12 protein-coding genes are annotated in these 19,384 nt (G+C 71.4%); 11 read left to right on the top strand and 1 reads right to left on the bottom strand.

Annotated elements, in window-relative coordinates; translation table 11 throughout:
* Nucleotides 1-515: 515 nt before the first annotated feature.
* The 8 genes from G011_RS0111750 to cimA all read left to right on the top strand — a co-directional run bounded on the left by G011_RS0111750 (nucleotide 516) and on the right by cimA (nucleotide 14,478).
* On the top strand, nucleotides 516-3,221 hold the full coding sequence (locus G011_RS0111750; RefSeq protein ID WP_019608638.1) for a bifunctional diguanylate cyclase/phosphodiesterase: 2,706 nt from the start codon (nucleotides 516-518) through the stop codon (nucleotides 3,219-3,221).
* Nucleotides 3,222-3,918: 697 nt separating this feature from the next.
* Nucleotides 3,919-5,679: an acetolactate synthase large subunit gene (locus tag G011_RS0111755; protein WP_019608639.1), complete on the top strand. Its 1,761-nt coding sequence runs from the start codon at nucleotides 3,919-3,921 to the stop codon at nucleotides 5,677-5,679.
* Between the two features lie 20 nt (nucleotides 5,680-5,699).
* On the top strand, nucleotides 5,700-6,224 hold the full coding sequence (ilvN, locus tag G011_RS0111760; protein WP_013151229.1) for an acetolactate synthase small subunit: 525 nt from the start codon (nucleotides 5,700-5,702) through the stop codon (nucleotides 6,222-6,224).
* A 103-nt stretch (nucleotides 6,225-6,327) separates the two neighbouring features.
* On the top strand, nucleotides 6,328-7,323 hold the full coding sequence (gene ilvC / locus G011_RS0111765) for a ketol-acid reductoisomerase (protein ID WP_013151230.1): 996 nt from the start codon (nucleotides 6,328-6,330) through the stop codon (nucleotides 7,321-7,323).
* Nucleotides 7,324-7,521: 198 nt separating this feature from the next.
* Nucleotides 7,522-9,111 carry a phosphoglycerate dehydrogenase gene (gene serA, locus G011_RS0111770; RefSeq protein WP_013151231.1) on the top strand — a complete coding sequence of 530 codons (1,590 nt, stop codon included), beginning with the start codon at nucleotides 7,522-7,524 and terminating at the stop codon, nucleotides 9,109-9,111.
* A 770-nt stretch (nucleotides 9,112-9,881) separates the two neighbouring features.
* Entirely contained in the window at nucleotides 9,882-10,946 is a 1,065-nt protein-coding gene (locus G011_RS0111780; RefSeq protein WP_013151232.1) for a 3-isopropylmalate dehydrogenase, read from the top strand.
* A 249-nt stretch (nucleotides 10,947-11,195) separates the two neighbouring features.
* Nucleotides 11,196-12,311, top strand: coding sequence for a branched-chain amino acid aminotransferase (locus tag G011_RS0111785; protein WP_019608642.1), 1,116 nt, complete (start codon nucleotides 11,196-11,198; stop codon nucleotides 12,309-12,311).
* Between the two features lie 556 nt (nucleotides 12,312-12,867).
* Nucleotides 12,868-14,478, top strand: a complete 1,611-nt coding sequence (gene cimA / locus G011_RS0111790; protein WP_019608643.1) for a citramalate synthase — start codon at nucleotides 12,868-12,870, stop codon at nucleotides 14,476-14,478.
* Nucleotides 14,479-14,668: 190 nt separating this feature from the next.
* Here cimA and G011_RS0111795 read toward each other — a convergent pair whose 3' ends face one another.
* Complete coding sequence (locus G011_RS0111795; RefSeq protein ID WP_019608644.1) at nucleotides 14,669-15,490, bottom strand: DUF3152 domain-containing protein; 822 nt, start codon at nucleotides 15,488-15,490, stop codon at nucleotides 14,669-14,671.
* Nucleotides 15,491-15,826: 336 nt separating this feature from the next.
* Between G011_RS0111795 and G011_RS0111800 the strand changes: the two genes are divergently transcribed.
* From G011_RS0111800 to gltX, 3 genes are all read left to right on the top strand, one after another.
* Nucleotides 15,827-16,627: a fumarylacetoacetate hydrolase family protein gene (locus G011_RS0111800; protein WP_013151236.1), complete on the top strand. Its 801-nt coding sequence runs from the start codon at nucleotides 15,827-15,829 to the stop codon at nucleotides 16,625-16,627.
* A gap of 88 nt (nucleotides 16,628-16,715) precedes the next feature.
* On the top strand, nucleotides 16,716-17,735 hold the full coding sequence (locus G011_RS0111805; protein ID WP_019608645.1) for a GDSL-type esterase/lipase family protein: 1,020 nt from the start codon (nucleotides 16,716-16,718) through the stop codon (nucleotides 17,733-17,735).
* Nucleotides 17,736-17,847: 112 nt separating this feature from the next.
* The gene (gltX, locus tag G011_RS0111810) at nucleotides 17,848-19,293 is read left to right on the top strand and encodes a glutamate--tRNA ligase (protein WP_081642953.1); all 1,446 of its coding nucleotides are present in this window, start codon (nucleotides 17,848-17,850) and stop codon (nucleotides 19,291-19,293) included.
* Nucleotides 19,294-19,384 lie beyond the last annotated feature (91 nt).

Consider the following 19,384-nt stretch of genomic DNA (forward strand, 5'->3'; position numbering starts at 1 on the left):
GTCCGTCCCCCGCGGCGGACGGCCGTTCCGGGGAGGCCGTACTGTCTGTCACCCGGTTCGTCCCGTTCTGTCGGTACCGGGTGGCACCCTGCATGGGCCGTGGGCTGCCGGGTGGGCGGGAGGGGCCCGGGACCCGCTTCCGGGAACCGCGCCGTGCCCGGAGAACGGGGACGGGTGCCCCGCGGGGCCGCGACGCGCCGGGGCGGGTACCGGAGGGGCGGGAGTCGGACATCACTGTGGGTGATGGTTCCGTCGTCATCTCTCATCCGGTCCTCAATCGCTGTGTGACCTTGGTTGCGTAGGGTTGCGACGCACGGGGACGTGTACGGTCCCCCGGGCCGTTCCGCCACCGGGCCCGTCCCAGTCCCGCGAGATCCTGGGCGGCAGACGCGGTGCCGGGTGCTGTGCCGCGCCCGGACTCGAACGACGCGAGGTGGGTGCTCCATGTCCGAGGAGAGAGCGTGACCGCGGCAGGACGCCGCGTCGACCGTGACGCGCCCACTGGGAGGTCGGTGATGGGAACCCGGGCACGCCGCCTGTGGATCGTGGCCCTGGTGGCGCTGTTCCTGCTCTACCTGGTGGGGACCCTCGTCCCCTCGGCGCAGGACAGCGTGACCGCCGCGCTCGGCGAGTGGCCCACGTCCGTGGCGGCCGGGGCCGCCGGACTGTCGCTGCTCTACGCCTCGCGCCGCTGGGCGGCCACCGGCGCCGACCGGGACGCCCACGCCGACGGCGCGGACGGACCCTCCGCCCTGCGCCACCTCGGCTTCGCCGCGCTCGCCTGGTGCGCGGGTGGCGTCACTCACGGTCTGATCCGCCTGTTCAGCTCCGCCACGGCACTGTCGCTCACTCTGGGTGACCTCTTCGCCCTCGCGGCCCTGCCACTCTTCGTGATCGGCTTCACCAAGTTCGCGCCGTGGCCGGGCGGCCTGCGGACCGCCGTGCGCCACGTCACCGACAGCTACGTGTGCGCCGCCGCGGTCTTCTCCGTGGTCTGGCTGCTGCTGTTCTCCCCGCTCTACCAGGAACTCGGGGAGGGCGCCGGGTTCCTCGGCTTCGCCCTGGTCTACCCGGTCGCCGACATCGTCGTGCTGTGCCTGCTCGTGCCGCTGGTCTTCATGTCGCCGCACAGCACGCGGCGCGCGGTGCTGGTGGCCATCGGCGCCCTCATCGTCATCGCCGGGGCGGACATCCTCGGCGCGCTCACCCGCCTGACCGGCCCGCCCTTCCTCGGCGGGGTCGAACACCCGGTCAGGTTCCTGGGCTTCGCCCTGCTGGGGGCCCTGCCGTGGCTCGTGGAGCACCGGCCCGGCACCGACCCGCGCCGGATCACCGGCCGGGGGCTCTACCGGTTCGCGCCCGAACTCGCCGCGATCGGCGCCGTGTTCGTGGCCGCCGTGGTGCTGACCGTGGCGGGGGTCCGCCTGGTCGGGGTGGCGCCGGTGCTGCCGCTCGCCGCGGGCACCGCGGTGGTGGTGCTCCTGGTGCGCATGGTGGGCATGCTGGAGGAGAACGCCACGCTCTCCCGGATGGTGCGCAACCGCGAGGTCCACTTCCACGAGCTGGCGCGCAACAGCGGCGACGTCATCCTCGTGCTGGACCGCGACGGCGGCGTGAACTACGTCAGCCCGGGCACGGCCGAGGCCTTCGGCTACCGTCTCGACGACGTGCTCGCCGCCCCCGTCACCGCGCTCATCCACCCTGAGGACCTGGGGCGCACCAAGGCCGTCACCGACCTGTTCTCCGAGCGCGGCGCGCAGGGGGTGCACATGCGGCTGCGGGTGCGGGCGGCCGACGGGACCTGGCGGCACACCGAGTCCACCATGTCCCTGTACGAGCAGCCGGGTGAGCCCGACCGGCTGCTGGTGACCACCCGCGACATCAGCGCGCAGGTGGCGCTCCAGGACGAGGTGGAGCACCTGACGTTCCACGACGGTGTGACCGGCCTGCCCAACCGCGCCTACCTGGAGGAGCGGGCCAGCGACGTCCTGGCGCACCGGGTGATCAACGAGGAGCCCGCGGGCGAGGTCGCGGTGATCTTCCTGGACCTGGACGGGTTCACGGCGGTCAACGACTCCGCCGGGCACGTGCGCGGCGACCACCTGCTCGGCCAGGCGGCCCGCAGGCTGCGCGGCGAGCTGGACTCCGACGCGACCCTGGCGCGCTGGGGCGGCGACGAGTTCGCGGTGCTGGTCGAGAACGTGCCCCGGGTCCAGCGGGTGGTGGACCTGGCCGAGCGCCTGGGGAGGGTGATCGCCTCGGAGCCGTTCCCGGTCGCCGATCGGGACATCATGCTGACCGCCAGCATCGGCGTGGCCTTCGCCGAACAGGTCACCGACAGCGGCGAGCTGCTGCGCAACGCCGACGTGGCCATGACCCGCGCCAAGGAGCGGGGGTCGGGCCACGTGGAGGTGTACGCCGCGCACATGCACGACACGGTGGTCTCGCGCCTGGAACTCCAGATCCGCCTGCGCGAGGCGCTGGCCAAGGACGAGTTCTTCCTGGAGTACCAGCCCGTCGTGGACCTGGGCAGCTCCCAGGTGACCTCGGTGGAGGCGCTGGTGCGCTGGGACCGCGACGGCGAGAGGGTCGGCCCCGAGGACTTCATCGGCGCGGCCGAGGAGTCGGGCCTGATCGTGCCGCTGGGTGAGCGGATCCTGCGCGAGGCCTGCGAGAAGGTCGCGGTGTGGCGGCTCTCGGACTGGGACATCGGCCTGTCGGTGAACCTGTCGGTCAAGCAGGTGCTGTCGCCGCGCTTCGTGGAGTCGGTGGCGGGGATCCTCGCCGAGTCCGGGCTTCCGGCCGAGGTGCTGACCCTGGAGGTGGACGAGGAGGTCCTGCTCGACGACGGCGGGGAGGCCGTGCAGCGCCTGGGTGAGCTGCGCGAGCTGGGCGTGCGGCTGGCCATCGACGACTACGGGATGGGCTACGCGTCCCTGGCGCACCTGCGCAGGCTGAGCGTGGACGCGATCAAGATCGACCCGTCGTTCGTGGCCGACCTGGGCCGCGACGACACGGTCACACTGCTCACGCACACGATCATCCAGCTGGGGCGCGACCTGGGCGTGCAGGTCGTGGCCGAGGGCATCGAGCGCTCCGAGCAGCTGGAGCAGCTGCGCGCCATGGGCTGCGACCACGGCCAGGGGTTCCTGGTGGCCCGGCCCATGCCCGCGAGCGGCGTGGAGTCGCTCGTCGGCGGCGAGGCCGGGGTCAGCCTCTGACCGGACGGAACGCTGACCGCGGTCCCGCCCGCGACCGCCCCGGGCTCCCCGGAGGAGACCATGGCCGCGCGGCCGCGGGTTCCGGGCCGGACCGGTCGGCCGCCCTTCCCGGAGGGCGGATCGAGGGCCGGATCGAGGCGATCCCGGGTGTGCTGGACGCCCGGGGGATCGCGGTGCCGAACCAGGTACGCGAGCGGATCAACGCGTCCTCGGACCCCGACGAGCTGGACCGGGGGGTCCGCCGGGCGGCGGAGGACGGCAGCGCGGAGGACCTCCTCCTCCGAACGGGCGGGGACGGACGCGCGCTGACCGCGCGCTCCGTTCCGCTCCACGAACCCCGGCCGCCGCCCGTGCGGTGTGCGTCACACGAAACCGGGGTGACTTGTCGGCATTCGCCCAGTTCGTAGGGGTTGTCACGTCATCGGGTGAGGCCGCATGCTGACATTGACGTCTCAATATATGAGACAATATGTCGTTCTGGTTGACGGGTGCCCTCTCCGTCGGCCAATGTGGTCAGCATGCAGAGCAACTCCCTGATTCTCGTACTTGGTCGGCGCGCAGCCCGCTGAGTTTCCTCTGCTGCGCGCCACCCCTCAACCGCCGTCGGCGGTGGGGGTTTTTTTATTGCCAGGCCCAGAGTCAGACCCACCAGGCCAGAGCCCCCGTGCCGCTCTGACCCTCGCTGAAGGATCTTGAGATGACCGAGCAGATGACCGGCGCCCAATCGCTGATCAGGTCGCTGGAACAGGTCGGCGTTGACACTGTCTTCGGGATTCCCGGCGGCGCCATCCTCCCGGCCTACGACCCGCTCTACGACTCGGCCAAGGTGCGCCACATCCTCATGCGCCACGAGCAGGGGGCCGGTCACGCCGCCGAGGGCTACGCCTACGCCACCGGCCGTCCGGGGGTGTGCATGGCCACCAGCGGGCCCGGCGCCACCAACCTGGTCACCCCGCTCGCCGACGCGCACATGGACTCGGTTCCGATGGTCGCCATCACCGGCCAGGTCGCCTCCCCGATGATCGGCACCGACGCCTTCCAGGAAGCCGACATCTGCGGCATCACCATGCCGATCACCAAGCACAACTTCCTGGTCAAGGACGTGCGCGAGATCCCGCGGATCGTCGCCGAGGCCTTCCACATCGCCTCCAGCGGACGCCCCGGCCCCGTCCTGGTCGACATCTCCAAGGACGCCCTGCAGAACTCTGCCGAGTTCGTCTGGCCCGAGCGCCTCGACCTGCCCGGCTACCGCCCGGTCACCAAGCCGCACGGCAAGCAGGTCCGCGAGGCCGCCCGCATGATCGCCGAGGCCCGGCGCCCGGTGTTCTACGTCGGCGGCGGCGTCCTGCGCGCCGGCGCCTCCTCCGAGCTGCGCGTCCTGGCCGAGCTCACCGGCGCCCCCGTCGTCTCCACCCTGATGGCCCGCGGCGTCTTCCCCGACAGCCACCCGCAGTCGGTGGGGATGCCCGGAATGCACGGCGACGTGGCCGCCGTCGGCGCCCTCCAGAAGGCCGACCTCATCGTCGCCCTGGGCGCGCGCTTCGACGACCGCGTCACCGGACGTCTGGACAGCTTCGCCCCCGACGCCAAGATCGTCCACGCCGACATCGACCCGGCCGAGATCTCCAAGAACCGCCACGCCGACGTGCCCATCGTCGGCGACTGCCGTGAGGTCCTCGCCGACCTGGTCGTGGCCGTGCGCGCCGACCAGGAGAAGGGCCGCCAGGGCGACTACGAGGCCTGGTGGCAGCAGCTCAACCGCCTGCGCAACACCTACCCCAAGGGTTACGAGGCGCCCGAGGACGGCAGCCTGTCCCCGCAGGCCGTCATCGAGCGCCTGGGCAAGGTCGTCGGCCCGGAGGCCACCTACGTCGCGGGCGTGGGCCAGCACCAGATGTGGGCCGCCCAGTTCATCGACTACGAGCGCCCCGGCTCCTTCGTCAACTCCGGCGGCCTGGGCACCATGGGCTTCTCCGTCCCCGCCGCGCTCGGCGCCAAGGTCGGCGACCCCGACCGGACCGTGTGGTCGGTCGACGGCGACGGCTGCTTCCAGATGACCAACCAGGAACTGGCCACCTGCGCGATCGAGGGCATCCCGGTCAAGGTCGCCGTGGTCAACAACGGCAACCTGGGCATGGTCCGCCAGTGGCAGACCCTGTTCTACGAGGGCCGCTACTCCAACACCGACCTCCAGACCTCCCCGCGCGACGAGAAGGTCCGCATCCCCGACTTCGTCCGCCTCGCGGAGGCGTACGGTTGTGTCGGCCTGCGCTGCGAGCGAGCCGAGGACATCGACGCCACCATCGAGAAGGCCATGGCGATCGACGACGCCCCCGTCGTCGTGGACTTCACCGTCAACCACGACGCCATGGTCTGGCCGATGGTCGGCCCCGGCGTCAGCAACGACAACATCCAGTACGCGCGCGACATGGCGCCGAACTGGGAACACGAGGACTAAGAGGAACAGGCGAAGCCACCATGAGCAGTCACACGCTTTCCGTTCTGGTGGAGGACACCCCGGGTATCCTCGCCCGTGCCTCCGCCCTCTTCTCCCGTCGAGGCTTCAACATCGACTCGCTCAGTGTGAGCAACACCGAGTACCCAGGACTGTCCCGGATGACAATCGTGGTCAACTGCGACCTCCACCCCTTGGAGCAGGTGACCAAACAGCTCAACAAGCTGGTCAACGTCGTCAAGATCGTGGAGATGGACACCACCGCGTCGGTCCGGCGCGAGCTCCTGCTCGTCAAGGTCAAGGCCGACGCGTCCAGCCGCACCCACGTGCTACAGACGGCCGAGCTGTTCCGCGCGCACGTCGTGGACGTCAGCCCGGACGTCGTCGTCATCGAGGCCACCGGCGACCCCGAGAAGCTCGATGCCCTGGTCAGGAACCTGGAGCCGTTCGGCATCCGGGAACTCGTCAAATCAGGGCTGGTCGCCCTGGGACGCGGACCCCGGTCGATCACCGACCGATCCCTCCGCACGGTCGAGCGCAGCGCGTAGCGGTGACCTTCGGTTCACCGCTCCCGCTGGTGGACCCGGGGCCCGGGCGCACACGGACCCCACCGCGTCCCACACGAAACTGAGAAACAAGGAGCAACCCCAAGTGGCAGCACAGATGTACTACGACGACGCCGCGGACCTCTCGCTCATCCAGAGCAAGAAGGTCGCCGTGATCGGCTACGGCAGCCAGGGCCACGCGCACGCGCTGTCGCTGCGCGACTCGGGCGTGGACGTGCGGATCGGCCTCGCCGAGGGGTCCAAGAGCCGGGCCAAGGCCGAGGAGGAGGGCCTGCGCGTCCTCACCCCCGCGGAGGCCACCCGCGAGGCCGACGTCATCATGATCCTGGTCCCCGACCACATCCACCGGGACCTGTACGCGGCCGAGATCGCGCCGAACCTGGAGGCGGGCAACGCCCTCTTCTTCGGCCACGGCTTCAGCATCCGCTACGGCCTCATCACCCCGCCCGAGGGCGTGGACGTGGCCATGGTCGCCCCCAAGGGCCCGGGCCACCTGGTCCGCCGCCAGTACGAGGCCGGGCGCGGCGTGCCCTGCCTGGTCGCGGTCGAGAAGGACGCCAGCGGGCAGGCCTGGGACCTGGCGCTGTCCTGGGCCAAGGGCATCGGCGGCACCAAGGCCGGCGTCATCAAGACCACGTTCACCGAGGAGACCGAGACCGACCTGTTCGGTGAGCAGGCCGTGCTCTGCGGCGGCACCGAGGAGCTGGTCAAGGCCGGTTTCGCCACCCTGGTCGAGGCGGGCTACCAGCCGGAGATCGCCTACTTCGAGTGCCTGCACGAGCTCAAGCTCATCGTGGACCTCATGTACGAGGGCGGCATCTCCAAGATGAACTGGTCGGTCTCGGACAACGCCGAGTACGGCGGCTACACCCGCGGCCCGCGCCTGATCACCGAGCAGACCCGCCAGGAGATGCGCAAGATCCTCGGCGAGATCCAGGACGGCTCCTACGCCAAGGAGCTCATGGAGGAGTTCGACGCCGGGCAGCCGACCTTCACCAAGCGCCGCGAGGCCGAGCAGAACGAGCAGATCGAGAAGGTGGGCGCGGAGCTGCGCCCGCTGATGAGCTGGCTCAAGGCCTAGGCAGTGCCTTTTTGGGGCTCCGCTCCGCTTCGCCCCGTGCTCGGGACCCGGTGAACCACGGGGACGGGCGGCCCTTGGCCACCCGTCCCCGTCGGGCTTCCCTACCTCGCCGGTAGACTTCCGACCAGCCGTCACCCCCGATCCGGGCAGCGCCCACCACCTGCGCGGTCGGGCCGCACCACCCGAAAAGGAACCGTTGTGCCCAAACCCGCCGTACTCGTAGCGGAAAAGCTCTCGCCCGCCGGAATCGCGCTGCTCGAGGAGGACTTCGAGGTACGCCACGTCGACGGCGCCGACCGGTCCCAGCTCCTGCCCGCCCTCGCCGACGTCGACGCCCTCATCGTGCGCAGCGCGACGCAGGTGGACGCCGAGGCGATCGCCGCCGCCTCCCGTCTCCAGGTGGTGGCCCGGGCCGGTGTCGGTCTGGACAACGTGGACGTGGAGGCCGCCACCAAGGCCGGCGTCCTGGTGGTCAACGCACCCACCTCCAACATCATCAGCGCCGCCGAGCAGGCCATCAACCTGCTGCTGGCCAGCGCGCGCAACACCGCTCCGGCGCACAACGCCCTGGTCAACGGCGAGTGGAAGCGCTCCAAGTACACCGGTGTCGAGCTCTACGAGAAGACCGTCGGCATCGTCGGCCTCGGCCGCATCGGCGCCCTGGTCGCGCAGCGCCTGTCGGCCTTCGGTACCCAGGTCATCGCCTACGACCCCTTCGTGCAGCCCGCCCGCGCGGCCCAGATCGGCGTGGAGATGACCACGCTCGACGAGCTGCTGGAGCGCTCGGACTTCATCACCATCCACCTGCCCAAGAACAAGGACACGCTGGGCCTGATCGGTGACGAGGCCCTGAGCAAGGTCAAGCCCACCGTGCGCGTCATCAACGCCGCGCGCGGCGGCATCCTGGACGAGGACGCGCTCTACCGGGCCCTCAAGGACGGCCGCGTGGCGGGCGCGGGCATCGACGTCTTCGCCAAGGAGCCGTGCACCGACAGCCCCCTCTTCGAGTTCGAGAACGTGGTCGTGGCCCCCCACCTGGGCGCCAGCACCGCCGAGGCCCAGGAGAAGGCGGGCACCCAGGTCGCCCGCTCGGTCAAGCTGGCCCTCTCCGGCGAGTTCGTCCCCGACGCCGTGAACGTGCAGGGCACCGGCGTGGCCGAGGACGTCAAGCCGGGTCTGCCGCTGACCGAGAAGCTCGGCCGCGTGTTCACCTCCCTCGCGGGCACCATCGCCAGCCGTATCGACGTCGAGGTGCGCGGTGAGATCGCCTCGCACGACGTCAAGGTGCTGGAGCTGGCCGCCCTCAAGGGCGTGTTCGCCGACGTGGTCGAGGACACCGTGACCTTCGTCAACGCCCCGCTGCTCGCCAAGGAGCGCGGCGTCGAGGTCAACCTCGTCACCAGCGACGACAACACCGACTGGCGCAACCTCATCACGGTCCGCGGCGTGCTCGCCGACGGTACCCGCGTGTCGGCCTCGGGCACCCTGACCGGTCCCCGCCAGGTCGAGAAGCTGGTGGAGATCAACAACTACACCATGGAGATCGGCCTGGCCGAGCACATGGTGTTCCTGTCCTACGAGGACCGCCCCGGCGTGGTCGGCACGGTCGGCGCCCTGCTGGGCGACGCCGGTGTCAACATCGCGGGCATGCAGGTCATCCGGGACCAGGAGGGCGGCAAGGCGCTGATCGCGCTCACCGTGGACTCCGCGGTGCCCGACGAGACCCTCGCCTCGATCTCCGCCGAGATCGACGCCGACATCAGCCGCCAGGTCGACCTGGAGGACTAGCCGGGAGTTCCCTCCGGGTGGTCGCGGCAGGGGCCGCACCGCATCCGGCGCCCCCGGGCGCCGCGTGCGGTGCGGCCCCTCGTGCTGTCCGGGGTCCGCACGGCGCGGTGAGTTGTGCGGCCTTCGCGGCCCTTCTCCGCTTTTGTGTGGTCGCGGCCTGGACCCGAGGCGTGTCGCGTCCGCGCTCCGACCAGCGATGACAACAGGTCGTCTCGTATGGTGAGAAACCCTGGCCATATAGTTGGACATCCGATATTCTGAGGTCCTAGGAGTCAGCGGCACCGGTTCCACAGCCGGAGGCCGCCGCCCGGCGCCGCGAGCGCCCCCACCGGGGCCCGTGCGGGCGTTCCACGGCAGTCGATCCCGCCCGGAAGGCTCCTTGTTCCGTGGACACCGTCGCCCACGTTCCGCGCTCCGCCGCCGTTCGGCGCGATCCGCCCCGAACCCCGGTCCCGTAGTGCACCTCGTCGCAGAGCATTCCCTGGCCGCGCCGTTCCCGGTTCCGGTCACGCAACGCATCCGGAGGATCGCATGTACGACATGATCGAGTACCCGTCCGCGCCCGACTCCCAGGACGAGATCAACCGCGCCCTGCAGGACGCCCTCAACCGGCGGGCCTGAGGGCCCGGCCGCGGAGACGGCCGCGCGAACCCCCGGCCGGAGGCGTCCGCACTCCGCCGGGGCGGTAGGGTTGTCTCATTCAGTGTTCATCCTGGTCTCACCATATGAGAAGCGGCCGGTGGGGCCGTGTCGAAGCAGAGGCAGTCCGTATGGCAGCGCGCACCGTGAAACTGGCGGTCATTCCCGGCGACGGGATCGGTCCCGAGGTCATCGCCGAAGGGCTCAAGGTGCTGGAGGTCGCGGCCTCCCAGCACGACCTCGCCGTGGAGACCACCGAGTACGAGCTGGGCGCCAGGCTCTGGCACCGCACCGGTGAGACCCTGCCCGACTCGGTCGAGGCCGAACTCGCCGGGCACGAGGCCATCTACCTCGGCGCCGTCGGCGACCCGTCGGTCCCCAGCGGCGTCCTGGAGCGCGGCCTGCTCCTGCGCCTGCGCTTCGACTTCGACCACTACGTCAACCTGCGCCCCGTCCGCCTCTACCCGGGGGTGGACAGCCCGCTCGCGGGTGTGGGCCCCGAGGACATCGACATGCTGGTGGTCCGCGAGGGCACCGAGGGCCCCTACGCGGGCGCCGGGGGCGTCCTGCGCAAGGGCACCCCGCACGAGATCGCCACCCAGGACAGCGTCAACACCCGCTTCGGGGTGGAGCGCGTCGTGCGCTACGCCTTCGACAAGGCCGCCTCCCGCCCCCGCCGCAAGCTCACCCTGGTCCACAAGGACAACGTCCTGACCTTCGCCGGCGAGCTGTGGCAGCGCGTGGTCCGGGAGGTCGGCGCCGAGTACCCGCAGGTCTCCGTGGACTACTGCCACGTCGACGCCGCGTCGATGTTCTTCGTCAACCAGCCCGCCCGCTTCGACGTGGTGGTCACCGACAACCTCTTCGGCGACATCATCACCGACATCGGCGCCGCCATCACCGGCGGCATCGGGCTGGCCGCCAGCGGCAACATCAACCCGGACAACACCTTCCCCAGCATGTTCGAGCCCGTCCACGGCTCCGCGCCCGACATCGCGGGCCAGGGCAAGGCCGACCCCACCGCCACGGTGCTCTCGGCCGCGACCATGCTGGAGCACCTCGGAGTGCCCGAGGCGGCCCGCCGGATCGAGGCCGCGGTCGCCACGGACCTCAAGACCCGTGCCCAGAACGGCGCGGTCCGCTCCACCTCCCAGATCGGCGACGACCTCGCCGCGCGAGTAGCCGAGCAGGGCTGACGCACACGCCGGAAGCCCTGCCCTCCCTCCCTGCGGCGCGGCTGACGGCCTGGTCCACCCTCACCGTCGACGGGCGCGCCCGGGTTCCCGAGCGCGCCCGTCGCCGTGTCCGCACGCGGCTCCGCTCCCGAGCGGTGCCGCCCTCGCGTGCATCACTCCTGCTCTGGCACCGGGTGCGCTCTTCAGACAGACTAGATCCCAGGCCGGCGATGCTGCCGACCTGATGCACCCGAGAGGACCACCGACACCATGAACAACGACACCACCACAAGCGGGTTGACGTTCGACATCCAGCTCTCCGACAGGCGGAAGACCCCGCAGGAACGAGAGGCACTGCTGGAGAGTCCCGGGTTCGGCAAGGTGTTCACCGACCACATGGTGAGCATCCACTACACCGAGGGGAAGGGGTGGCACGACGCGAAGCTGGAGCCGTACGGTCCGCTGAGCCTGGACCCGGCCACCGCCGCCCTCCACTACGCCCAGGAGATCTTCGAGGGCCTCAAGGCCTACCGGCACCCCGACGGCTCGCTCGCCTCCTTCCGCCCCGAGTCCAACGCGGCCCGCTTCAACCGCAGCGCGGCGCGCATGGCGATGCCCGAGCTCCCCGAGGAGCTCTTCCTGAAGTCCATCGAACTCCTCCTGGAGCACGACGGCGACTGGGTGCCGACCAAGGAGGACTTCAGCCTGTACCTGCGCCCGTTCATGGTCGCCACGGACGTCGGCCTGGGCGTCAACCACCCGTCCCGCTCCTACGTCTACCTGCTGATCGCCTCGCCGGTCGGCTCCTACTTCTCGGGCGGCGTCCAGCCGGTGACGGTGTGGCTGTCCAGGGACTACACGCGCGCCGCGCCGGGCGGCACGGGCGCGGCCAAGTTCGCGGGCAACTACGCGGCGAGCTTCCTCGCCCAGGCGCAGGCGGTGGAGCAGGGCTGCGACCAGGTGGTCTGGCTCGACGCCCGCGAGCACCGCTGGGTCGAGGAGATGGGCGGCATGAACCTGTGGTTCGTGTTCGGCTCGGGTGAGAACGCGCGTCTGCGCACGCCCCCGCTGACCGGGACCCTGCTGCCGGGCATCACCCGCGAGTCGCTGCTGACCCTGGCCCCCGACCTCGGCATCCCGGCCGAGGAGGCGCCCATCTCCACCGACGAGTGGCGCGAGGCGGCCGAGTCCGGCGAGCTCACCGAGGTGTTCGCCTGCGGCACCGCGGCCGTCATCACCCCCGTCGGCCGGGTCAAGGGCGACGACAGCGAGTTCACCGTCGGCGACGGCACCCCGGGCCCGGTCACCATGCGCCTGCGCGAGGAGCTGGTGGGCATCCAGACGGGTCTGCGCGCCGACAAGCACGACTGGATCACCCGGTTCTGACACGACCCCGGCGGGCCGTCCTCCCCCGGGCGGCCCGCCCCGGTTCTCCCCTCCCCCTCCTCCGGGAGCCTCCGTGCCCGGCGTCCGAAGCGGCCGAGGCCGACGGGGCCGCCGCTGTCGGACCCTCCGCCGAGGAGGCGGGACCTCCGCGTGCCCCGGCCCGTGGCCGCGGACGGGTCCAGGGCGGACGGCCGCCCCTTCCTCCCCGGTGACGTCGGTCACCGCCGAGCACAGGCCCGCCCGATCCGGGGGGCGTGCCCCCGGGCGGTTCACGAGGGGAGACGGTGCTCCCGGGCGCCTTCGGCGGGGTGCCGGGTATGTCCGGTACGAGAAACCGATGTCTCGCATGGTGGGACAATCCGCCGTTGAGCACCGAGAACTCCGCCACCGTGTGGCACACTGACCTCATGCCGTCTCAGGTGCTCATTATCGTGAGGCGCGCTGGCTGACCATCGGACGCCGCCAGCGCGCTGACCTCTCGTGTCCACGAGGGGTCTTTTTTGTTGGCGGGGCCCGGTCGGCCACACCACAGCATCCACCTTCGGGAGTTCCACCCATGAGGGACGACAGTTTCCACGTCTTCGACACCACGCTGCGCGACGGGGCCCAGCGCGAGGGGATCAACCTGCGGGTCTCCGACAAGCTGGCCATCGCCAAGCTGCTGGACGACTTCGGGGTGGCGTTCATCGAGGGAGGGTGGCCGGGGGCCAACCCCAAGGACACCGAGTTCTTCCAGCGGGCTTCACGAGAGCTGACGCTGGAGCACGCGCAACTCACCGCGTTCGGCGCGACCCGCCGTGCCGGTGTGCGGGCCGCCGACGACCCACAGGTGGCCGCACTGCGCGACAGCGGCGCACCGGTCGTCACCCTTGTCGCCAAGAGTGACGACCGGCACGTCGAGCGCGCGCTGCGCACGACCCTCGACGAGAACCTCGCCATGATCGCCGACACGGTGTCCCACCTGCGCGAACACGGCCAGCGCGTGTTCGTGGACTGCGAGCACTTCTTCGACGGATACCTCCACAACCCCGACCACGCGCTCGACGTGGTCCGCGCCGCCGCCGGGGCCGGTGCCGACGTCGTCGTCCTGTGCGACACCAACGGCGGCATGCTCCCCACCGACGTCACCCGTATCGTCACCGAGGTCCGCGAGGCCACCGGCGCACGCCTGGGCATCCACGCCCAGGACGACACCGGCTGCGCCGTCGCCAACACCCTCGCCGCCGTGGACGCGGGCGCCACCCACGTACAGTGCACCGCCAACGGCTACGGCGAGCGGGTCGGCAACGCCAACCTCTTCTCCGTGGTCGGCGCGCTCACGCTCAAGCGCGGTCAGGAGGTCCTCCCCGAGGGCTGCCTGGCCGAGATGACCCGTGTGGCCACCGCCATCGCCGAGATCGTCAACCTCACCCCCGACACGCACCAGCCCTACGTGGGGGTGTCGGCCTTCGCGCACAAGGCGGGGCTGCACGCCTCCGCGATCAAGGTCGACCCCGACCTGTACCAGCACACGGACCCCGCGCTGGTCGGCAACGCCATGCGCATGCTCGTCTCCGACATGGCCGGGCGGGCCTCCATCGAACTCAAGGCCAAGGAGCTGGGCCTGGACCTGTCCGGAGACCGCGCCCTGTCGGGGCGGGCCGTGGAGCGGGTCAAGGGCCTGGAGCTGTCGGGCTACAGCTTCGAGGCCGCCGACGCCTCCCTGGACCTGCTGCTGCGCGAGGAACTGGGGCAGCCGGTCCGCTACTTCGACACCGAGTCTTGGCGCGTCATCACCGAACGCCGACCCCGGGCCGGGTCCAGCCCCCTGGCCAGCGACTACGAGAGCCTCACCGAGGCCACCGTCAAACTGCGGGTCAAGGGCGAACGCGTGATCGCCACCGCGGAGGGCAACGGCCCCGTCAACGCCCTGGACCGGGCGCTGCGCAGCGCCATGGAGGGCGTGTACACCGCGCTGGCCGGGCTGGAGCTGACCGACTACAAGGTCCGCATCCTGGAGGGCAGCTCCGGCACCAACGCCATCACCCGCATCCTCATCACCTTCAGCGACGGGGTGGGGGAGTGGACCACGGTGGGCGTGGGCCCCAACGTCGTCGACGCGTCCTGGGTCGCCCTCGAACAGGCCGTCACCTACGGGCTCCTGCGCCAGGGCTACCCGCAGGGCTGATCCGGGAGCCGGAGCCCTCCGGGGAGCGGACGAGGGGGCGGGGCGGCAGCCGCCCCGCCCCCTCGCGACGACCGCGGCCGCCCTCCAGGACGGCCCCCCGTCGCTTTTCGTGTCAATATTGTTACCTGGAGTGACGGGCTGGGCGTGCTCGGTCGGCCGGAAAAAGCACGGACGGCATCCGGACGGGCCCTCAGTCCCCGGAGTCGTTCTCGGGGTGGACCCAGCCGTTGGGCTCGCACCCCTGGAGTCCCAGGGTCTGCTGCTGCATCACCGGGGCCGGCTCCCCCTCGCCGGGGCAGTCCACGTGGCCGTGGCCCAGGGTGTGGCCCACCTCGTGGTTGATCAGGTAGATCCGGTAGGTCTCCAGGTCGTCCTCGAAGTGGGGGACGCCCGACACCCAGCGGTTCTGGTTGATGATCGCCCGGTTCCCGTTCGCGCAGGACACGTACCCGTCGGTGTTCAGCGGGGCGCACAGCCGGTCCACGGTGTCCGGGGCCGCCAGCAGCACGCGGACGTCGGCGTCGTCGCCGTCCACCCGCTGCATCGCGCGCTCGCCGTCGTCGCCCCAGCTGCGCGGGTCGCCCAGGATCTCCTCCACGGCGGCCGCGAAGTCCTCGGACTCCCCGGGCAGCCCCTTCTCGACCTCCACGGCGAAGGTGGTCACCGGGCCGTCGCCCATGACGTCGCTCTCGCCCTCCAGCACGGAGAACTCGCCGTCGGCGCTCTCGACCTCCTCCTCCACGGAGCGGAGCAGCAGCGGGGCCTCTTCCTCCTCGGCCCGCTCGGCGGGGTCGGCGGAGGACTCCGCTTCGGGCGCGGAGGCCCCGCCCGCCGAGTCCCGGTCCTCCGCGGAGGTGCGCCGGTCGCCGCCCTCCTCGGGGACCCCGTCGCCGACCGGTCCCGTCGCGGAGGTCTCGGCGGGCTCGCCGAAGTCGGGCCCGGAACCGGGCACGCTCACCATGAGCACGGTGGAGGCCCCGGAGACCAGGCACAGACCCAGCGCCAGACCCATCGGGTACCGGCGGCGCTTGCGGTGCCGGGCACGGGGACGACCCCCGGGCGAAGCGGACGTGGGCACGGGAACCAGCCTCTCGACGGCGGACGACGGACCCAGCATGCCAGAATCCGGCCCAAGGAAAGGCCAAGGCATTGTCCGGGAAGAGCAGGTATGAGAGGGAGTCAACGTCCTGCGGTCTTTCGCGGCTTCTGTGTGCTTTGGTGCCGTCCGCGGCGCGGTCCGGATGTGTCCTTCGACTCCCCCCGGACGGGTCCCGTCCGCTTCCGGCCACCCGCCGCGCCGATACCCTTCAACCGCAAGCGAGACAACAGGGCTGCTGGGAGGCATCAGGTGCGCATCGCGCGGTTCGCGTCCGGTGACGAGGTCGGGTTCGGCCTGGTAGAGAAGGATTCCGACACCGGGGAGGAGTTCGTCGCCCGGCTGAGCGGCCACCCCCTCATCGGGGACATCCAGCTGACCGGCGAGCGGGCCAAGCTCTCCGACGTCCGGCTGCTGTCACCGGTGCTGCCGACCAAGGTGGTCTGCATCGGCAAGAACTACGCGGACCACGTCGCGGAGATGAAGGACGTCACGGGGGAGTCCACCGACGAACCCGTCGTCTTCCTCAAGCCCTCCACCGCCGTGACCGGGCCCCGCGACCCGATCTTCCGCCCCGCCGTCTCCGAGCGGGTGGACTACGAGGGCGAGCTGGCCATCGTCATCTCCCGCCCCTGCCGCGAGGTGCCGCGCGAGCGCGCCAAGGACGTCATCTTCGGCTACACCGTCGCCAACGACGTCACCGCCCGCGACCTGCAGAAGAAGGACAAGCAGTGGACGCGGGCCAAGGGCTTCGACTCCTTCTGCCCCATCGGCCCCTGGATCACCACCGGGATGAGCATCGAGGAGGCACAGGACCTGGCCGTCACCACCACCGTGGACGGCCAGACGCGCCAGGACGGGCGCACGTCGCAGTTCATCCACGACATCCCGGACATCATCGCCTACGTCACGTCCTTCATGACGCTGCTCCCCGGTGACGTGGTCCTCACCGGAACCCCCGCCGGGGTGGGCCCGGTCGAGGTCGGCCAGGAGGTCGCGGTCACGGTGGAGCGGTTGGGCACCATCACCAACCGCGTGGTGGCCCGCGACTGAGGGCCCCGCTCCGCGCGCCGGTCCGGCGCGGGCCAAGGGGTCGGCGGCGCCCGCGCCGCCGACCCGCGCACGAGTGGAAGGCAGTCCGTTGACCATCCCCCGACGCCGCCGCACCGGTGCCCTCGTCCTCGCCGGTGCGCTCGCCCTCGTGCTCCTGGCCGGGGGGACCGCCTACTGGACGGCCGCGCGCACCGACGACGGCGGCACCGGCACACCGACAGGGGGACCCGTGAGCGAACCGCACCGCATCATGCTGGCGGGAGACTCGATGACCCAGGGCGCCAACGGCGACCGGACCTGGCGCTACCACCTGTGGAACCACCTCTCCCCGCACGTGGAGGAACTGGACTTCGTCGGCCCCTACAGCGACCCCGCGAGCCGCGACATGATCCTGCCGGTCCCCACCGCCGAGGACGAGGCGACGCCGAGCCCGGACGGCGACCCCGCCGAGGACTACCGGGAGGACGGCGCCGAGGGGACCGCTCCCGAGTCGGGCCCCTCCGCTCCCGGGGAGCGGATCCCGCAGGACGGTGCCGTCTGGCCCGGCGCGGACGGCGACCCGGACACCGCCGAGTACCGGGACCCCGACTTCGACCAGGACCACAACGCCCTGTGGGGCCGCACCCTGCGCGACGCCTCCTCCTCCATCCGGGAGGACGTCCGCGTCCACCGCCCGGACGTGCTGTGCGTCATGCTCGGCGTGAACGACCTGCTGTGGCCGGTCACGATGGAGGAGATGGAGTACCGGCTGCGCGGCTACGTGGAGGCGGCGCGCGAGGCCAACCCGGACCTGCGCGTCGTGCTCGCCGAGACCGTGCCCATCGCCCTGGCCGAGTCCGACGAGGGCTTCGCCCTGCGCGTGTACGCCTACAACGTCCTGATCCGCGAGGTCGCCGCCGACATGTCCACGGAGCGCTCGCCGGTGATCAGCCTGGACGTGGCGGGCGGCGAGGACTGGGACCCGGCCGCCGACACCTACGACGGCACCCACCCCAACGCGCGCGGGGAGGTCAAGATCGCCGCGGCCTTCGCCGACGCCCTCGCGGAGGGCTACGGGATCGGGCGCCCCTACCCGCGCCCGCTGCCCACGGCCTCCGCCGGGGAGTGAGGCGGGCGCCGGGTCCGCCCCGGCCCGTTTTCCGGACGGGGCAGGTTCCGTGCGCGCGGCGGGGACCAGCGGGTTTCCCCGGGCCCCCGTCCGGCGCGGATACCCTGGGCGCGTGACTGAGACTTCGATTCGTACCCGCTTCGCCCCGTCCCCCACGGGCATGTTCCACGTCGGCGGCGCGCGCTCCGCGCTGTTCAACTGGGCGCTGGCACAGCAGCGGCCCGAGGGCCGCATGGTGCTGCGCGTCGAGGACACCGACGCCGCACGCAACCGCCCCGAGTGGACCGAGGGCATCATCCGCGCGCTGGCCTGGCTCGGCATCGGCGAGGAGGACCCGCACTTCGAGGGCCCCTACTTCCAGTCGGAGTACGCGGACAAGCACCGCGAGACCGCGCAGGAGCTGTACAAGAACGGCCGCGCCTACTACTGCGACTGCACCCGCGAGCAGGTGCAGGAGCGGCGCGACAACCCCAACCTGGGCTACGACGGCTTCTGCCGGGACCGGAACCTGGCGCCCGGCCCGGGCCGGGCCCTGCGCTTCCGCGTGCCCGAGGGCGGCCCCACCGTCGTGGACGACCGGATCCGCGGCCGCGTGGAGTTCGAGCACTCCGCCATCGAGGACTTCGTGATCGCCCGCGCCGACGGCTCGCCGCTGTTCGTGCTGGCCAACGTCGTCGACGACGTCGAGATGCGCATCACCCACGTCGTCCGCGGCGAGGAGCACCTGTCCAACACCCCCAAGCAGCAGTTGCTGTGGGAGGCGCTGGGGCTGACCCCGCCGGTGTGGGCGCACCTGCCGGTCATCGTCAACGAGCAGCGCAAGAAGCTCTCCAAGCGCCGGGACAAGGTCGCCCTGGAGTCCTACCAGGAGGAGGGCTACCTGCCGGAGGCGATGGTCAACTACCTCATGCTGCTGGGCTGGGCGCCGGGCGACGACCGCGAGATCATGCCGTGGTCGCAGATGCAGCCGCTGTTCCGGGTGGAGGACGTCAACAGCTCCAGCGCCTTCTTCGACGAGAAGAAGCTGCGCGCCTTCAACGGCGAGTACATCCGCGAGCTCTCCGCCGAGGAGTTCGTCGAGCGCTGCCAGCCGTGGCTGACCGGCGACGCGGCCCCGTGGGACCCGGCCGACTACGATCCGGCGGTCTTCGCCGCCGTCGCCCCGCTCGCGCAGAGCCGCGTGGCGGTGCTCAGCGAGATCGTGCCGAACGTGGACTTCCTCTTCCTGCGCGAGCCCGTGGAGGACGAGAAGAGCTGGGCCAAGGCCATGAAGCCGGGCGTGGGGCGGGAGATGCTCCAGGCCGCCCTGGCGCGCTTCGCCGACCCGGAGCTGCCGTGGGCCGCCGAGGACCTCAAGGCCGCCACCGAGGAGGTCGGCGCCTCTCTGGGCCTGAAACTGGGCAAGGCGCAGGCCCCCGTGCGCGTCGCGGTCACCGGCCGCACCGTCGGCCTGCCGCTGTTCGAGTCGCTGGAACTGCTCGGCCGCGAGCGCGTCCATGAGCGGCTGACCGCGGCCCTGGCGAAGCTGGACGCACAGGACGGCCCCGCCGGGTCCTGAGGCGGACGGGGGTGGTCGGAGCCACAGCCCGGCCGCCCCGATTCCGGTTCGCGACCACTCCGAATGTCCGCTAGAGTTGTCCACGTCGCCG

The sequence above is a fragment of the Nocardiopsis sp. CNS-639 genome (assembly GCF_000381685.1).
Taxonomy (GTDB): Bacteria; Actinomycetota; Actinomycetes; order Streptosporangiales; family Streptosporangiaceae; genus Nocardiopsis; species Nocardiopsis dassonvillei.

Coding starts and splice junctions, on each gene's coding strand:
- G011_RS0111750 (WP_019608638.1), top strand. CDS start 516: ATGGGAACCCGGGCACGCCGCCTGTGGATCGTGGCCCTGGTGGCGCTG.
- G011_RS0111755 (WP_019608639.1), top strand. CDS start 3,919: ATGACCGAGCAGATGACCGGCGCCCAATCGCTGATCAGGTCGCTGGAA.
- ilvN (WP_013151229.1), top strand. CDS start 5,700: ATGAGCAGTCACACGCTTTCCGTTCTGGTGGAGGACACCCCGGGTATC.
- G011_RS0111780 (WP_013151232.1), top strand. CDS start 9,882: ATGGCAGCGCGCACCGTGAAACTGGCGGTCATTCCCGGCGACGGGATC.
- G011_RS0111785 (WP_019608642.1), top strand. CDS start 11,196: ATGAACAACGACACCACCACAAGCGGGTTGACGTTCGACATCCAGCTC.
- cimA (WP_019608643.1), top strand. CDS start 12,868: ATGAGGGACGACAGTTTCCACGTCTTCGACACCACGCTGCGCGACGGG.
- G011_RS0111795 (WP_019608644.1), bottom strand. CDS start 15,490: ATGGGTCTGGCGCTGGGTCTGTGCCTGGTCTCCGGGGCCTCCACCGTG.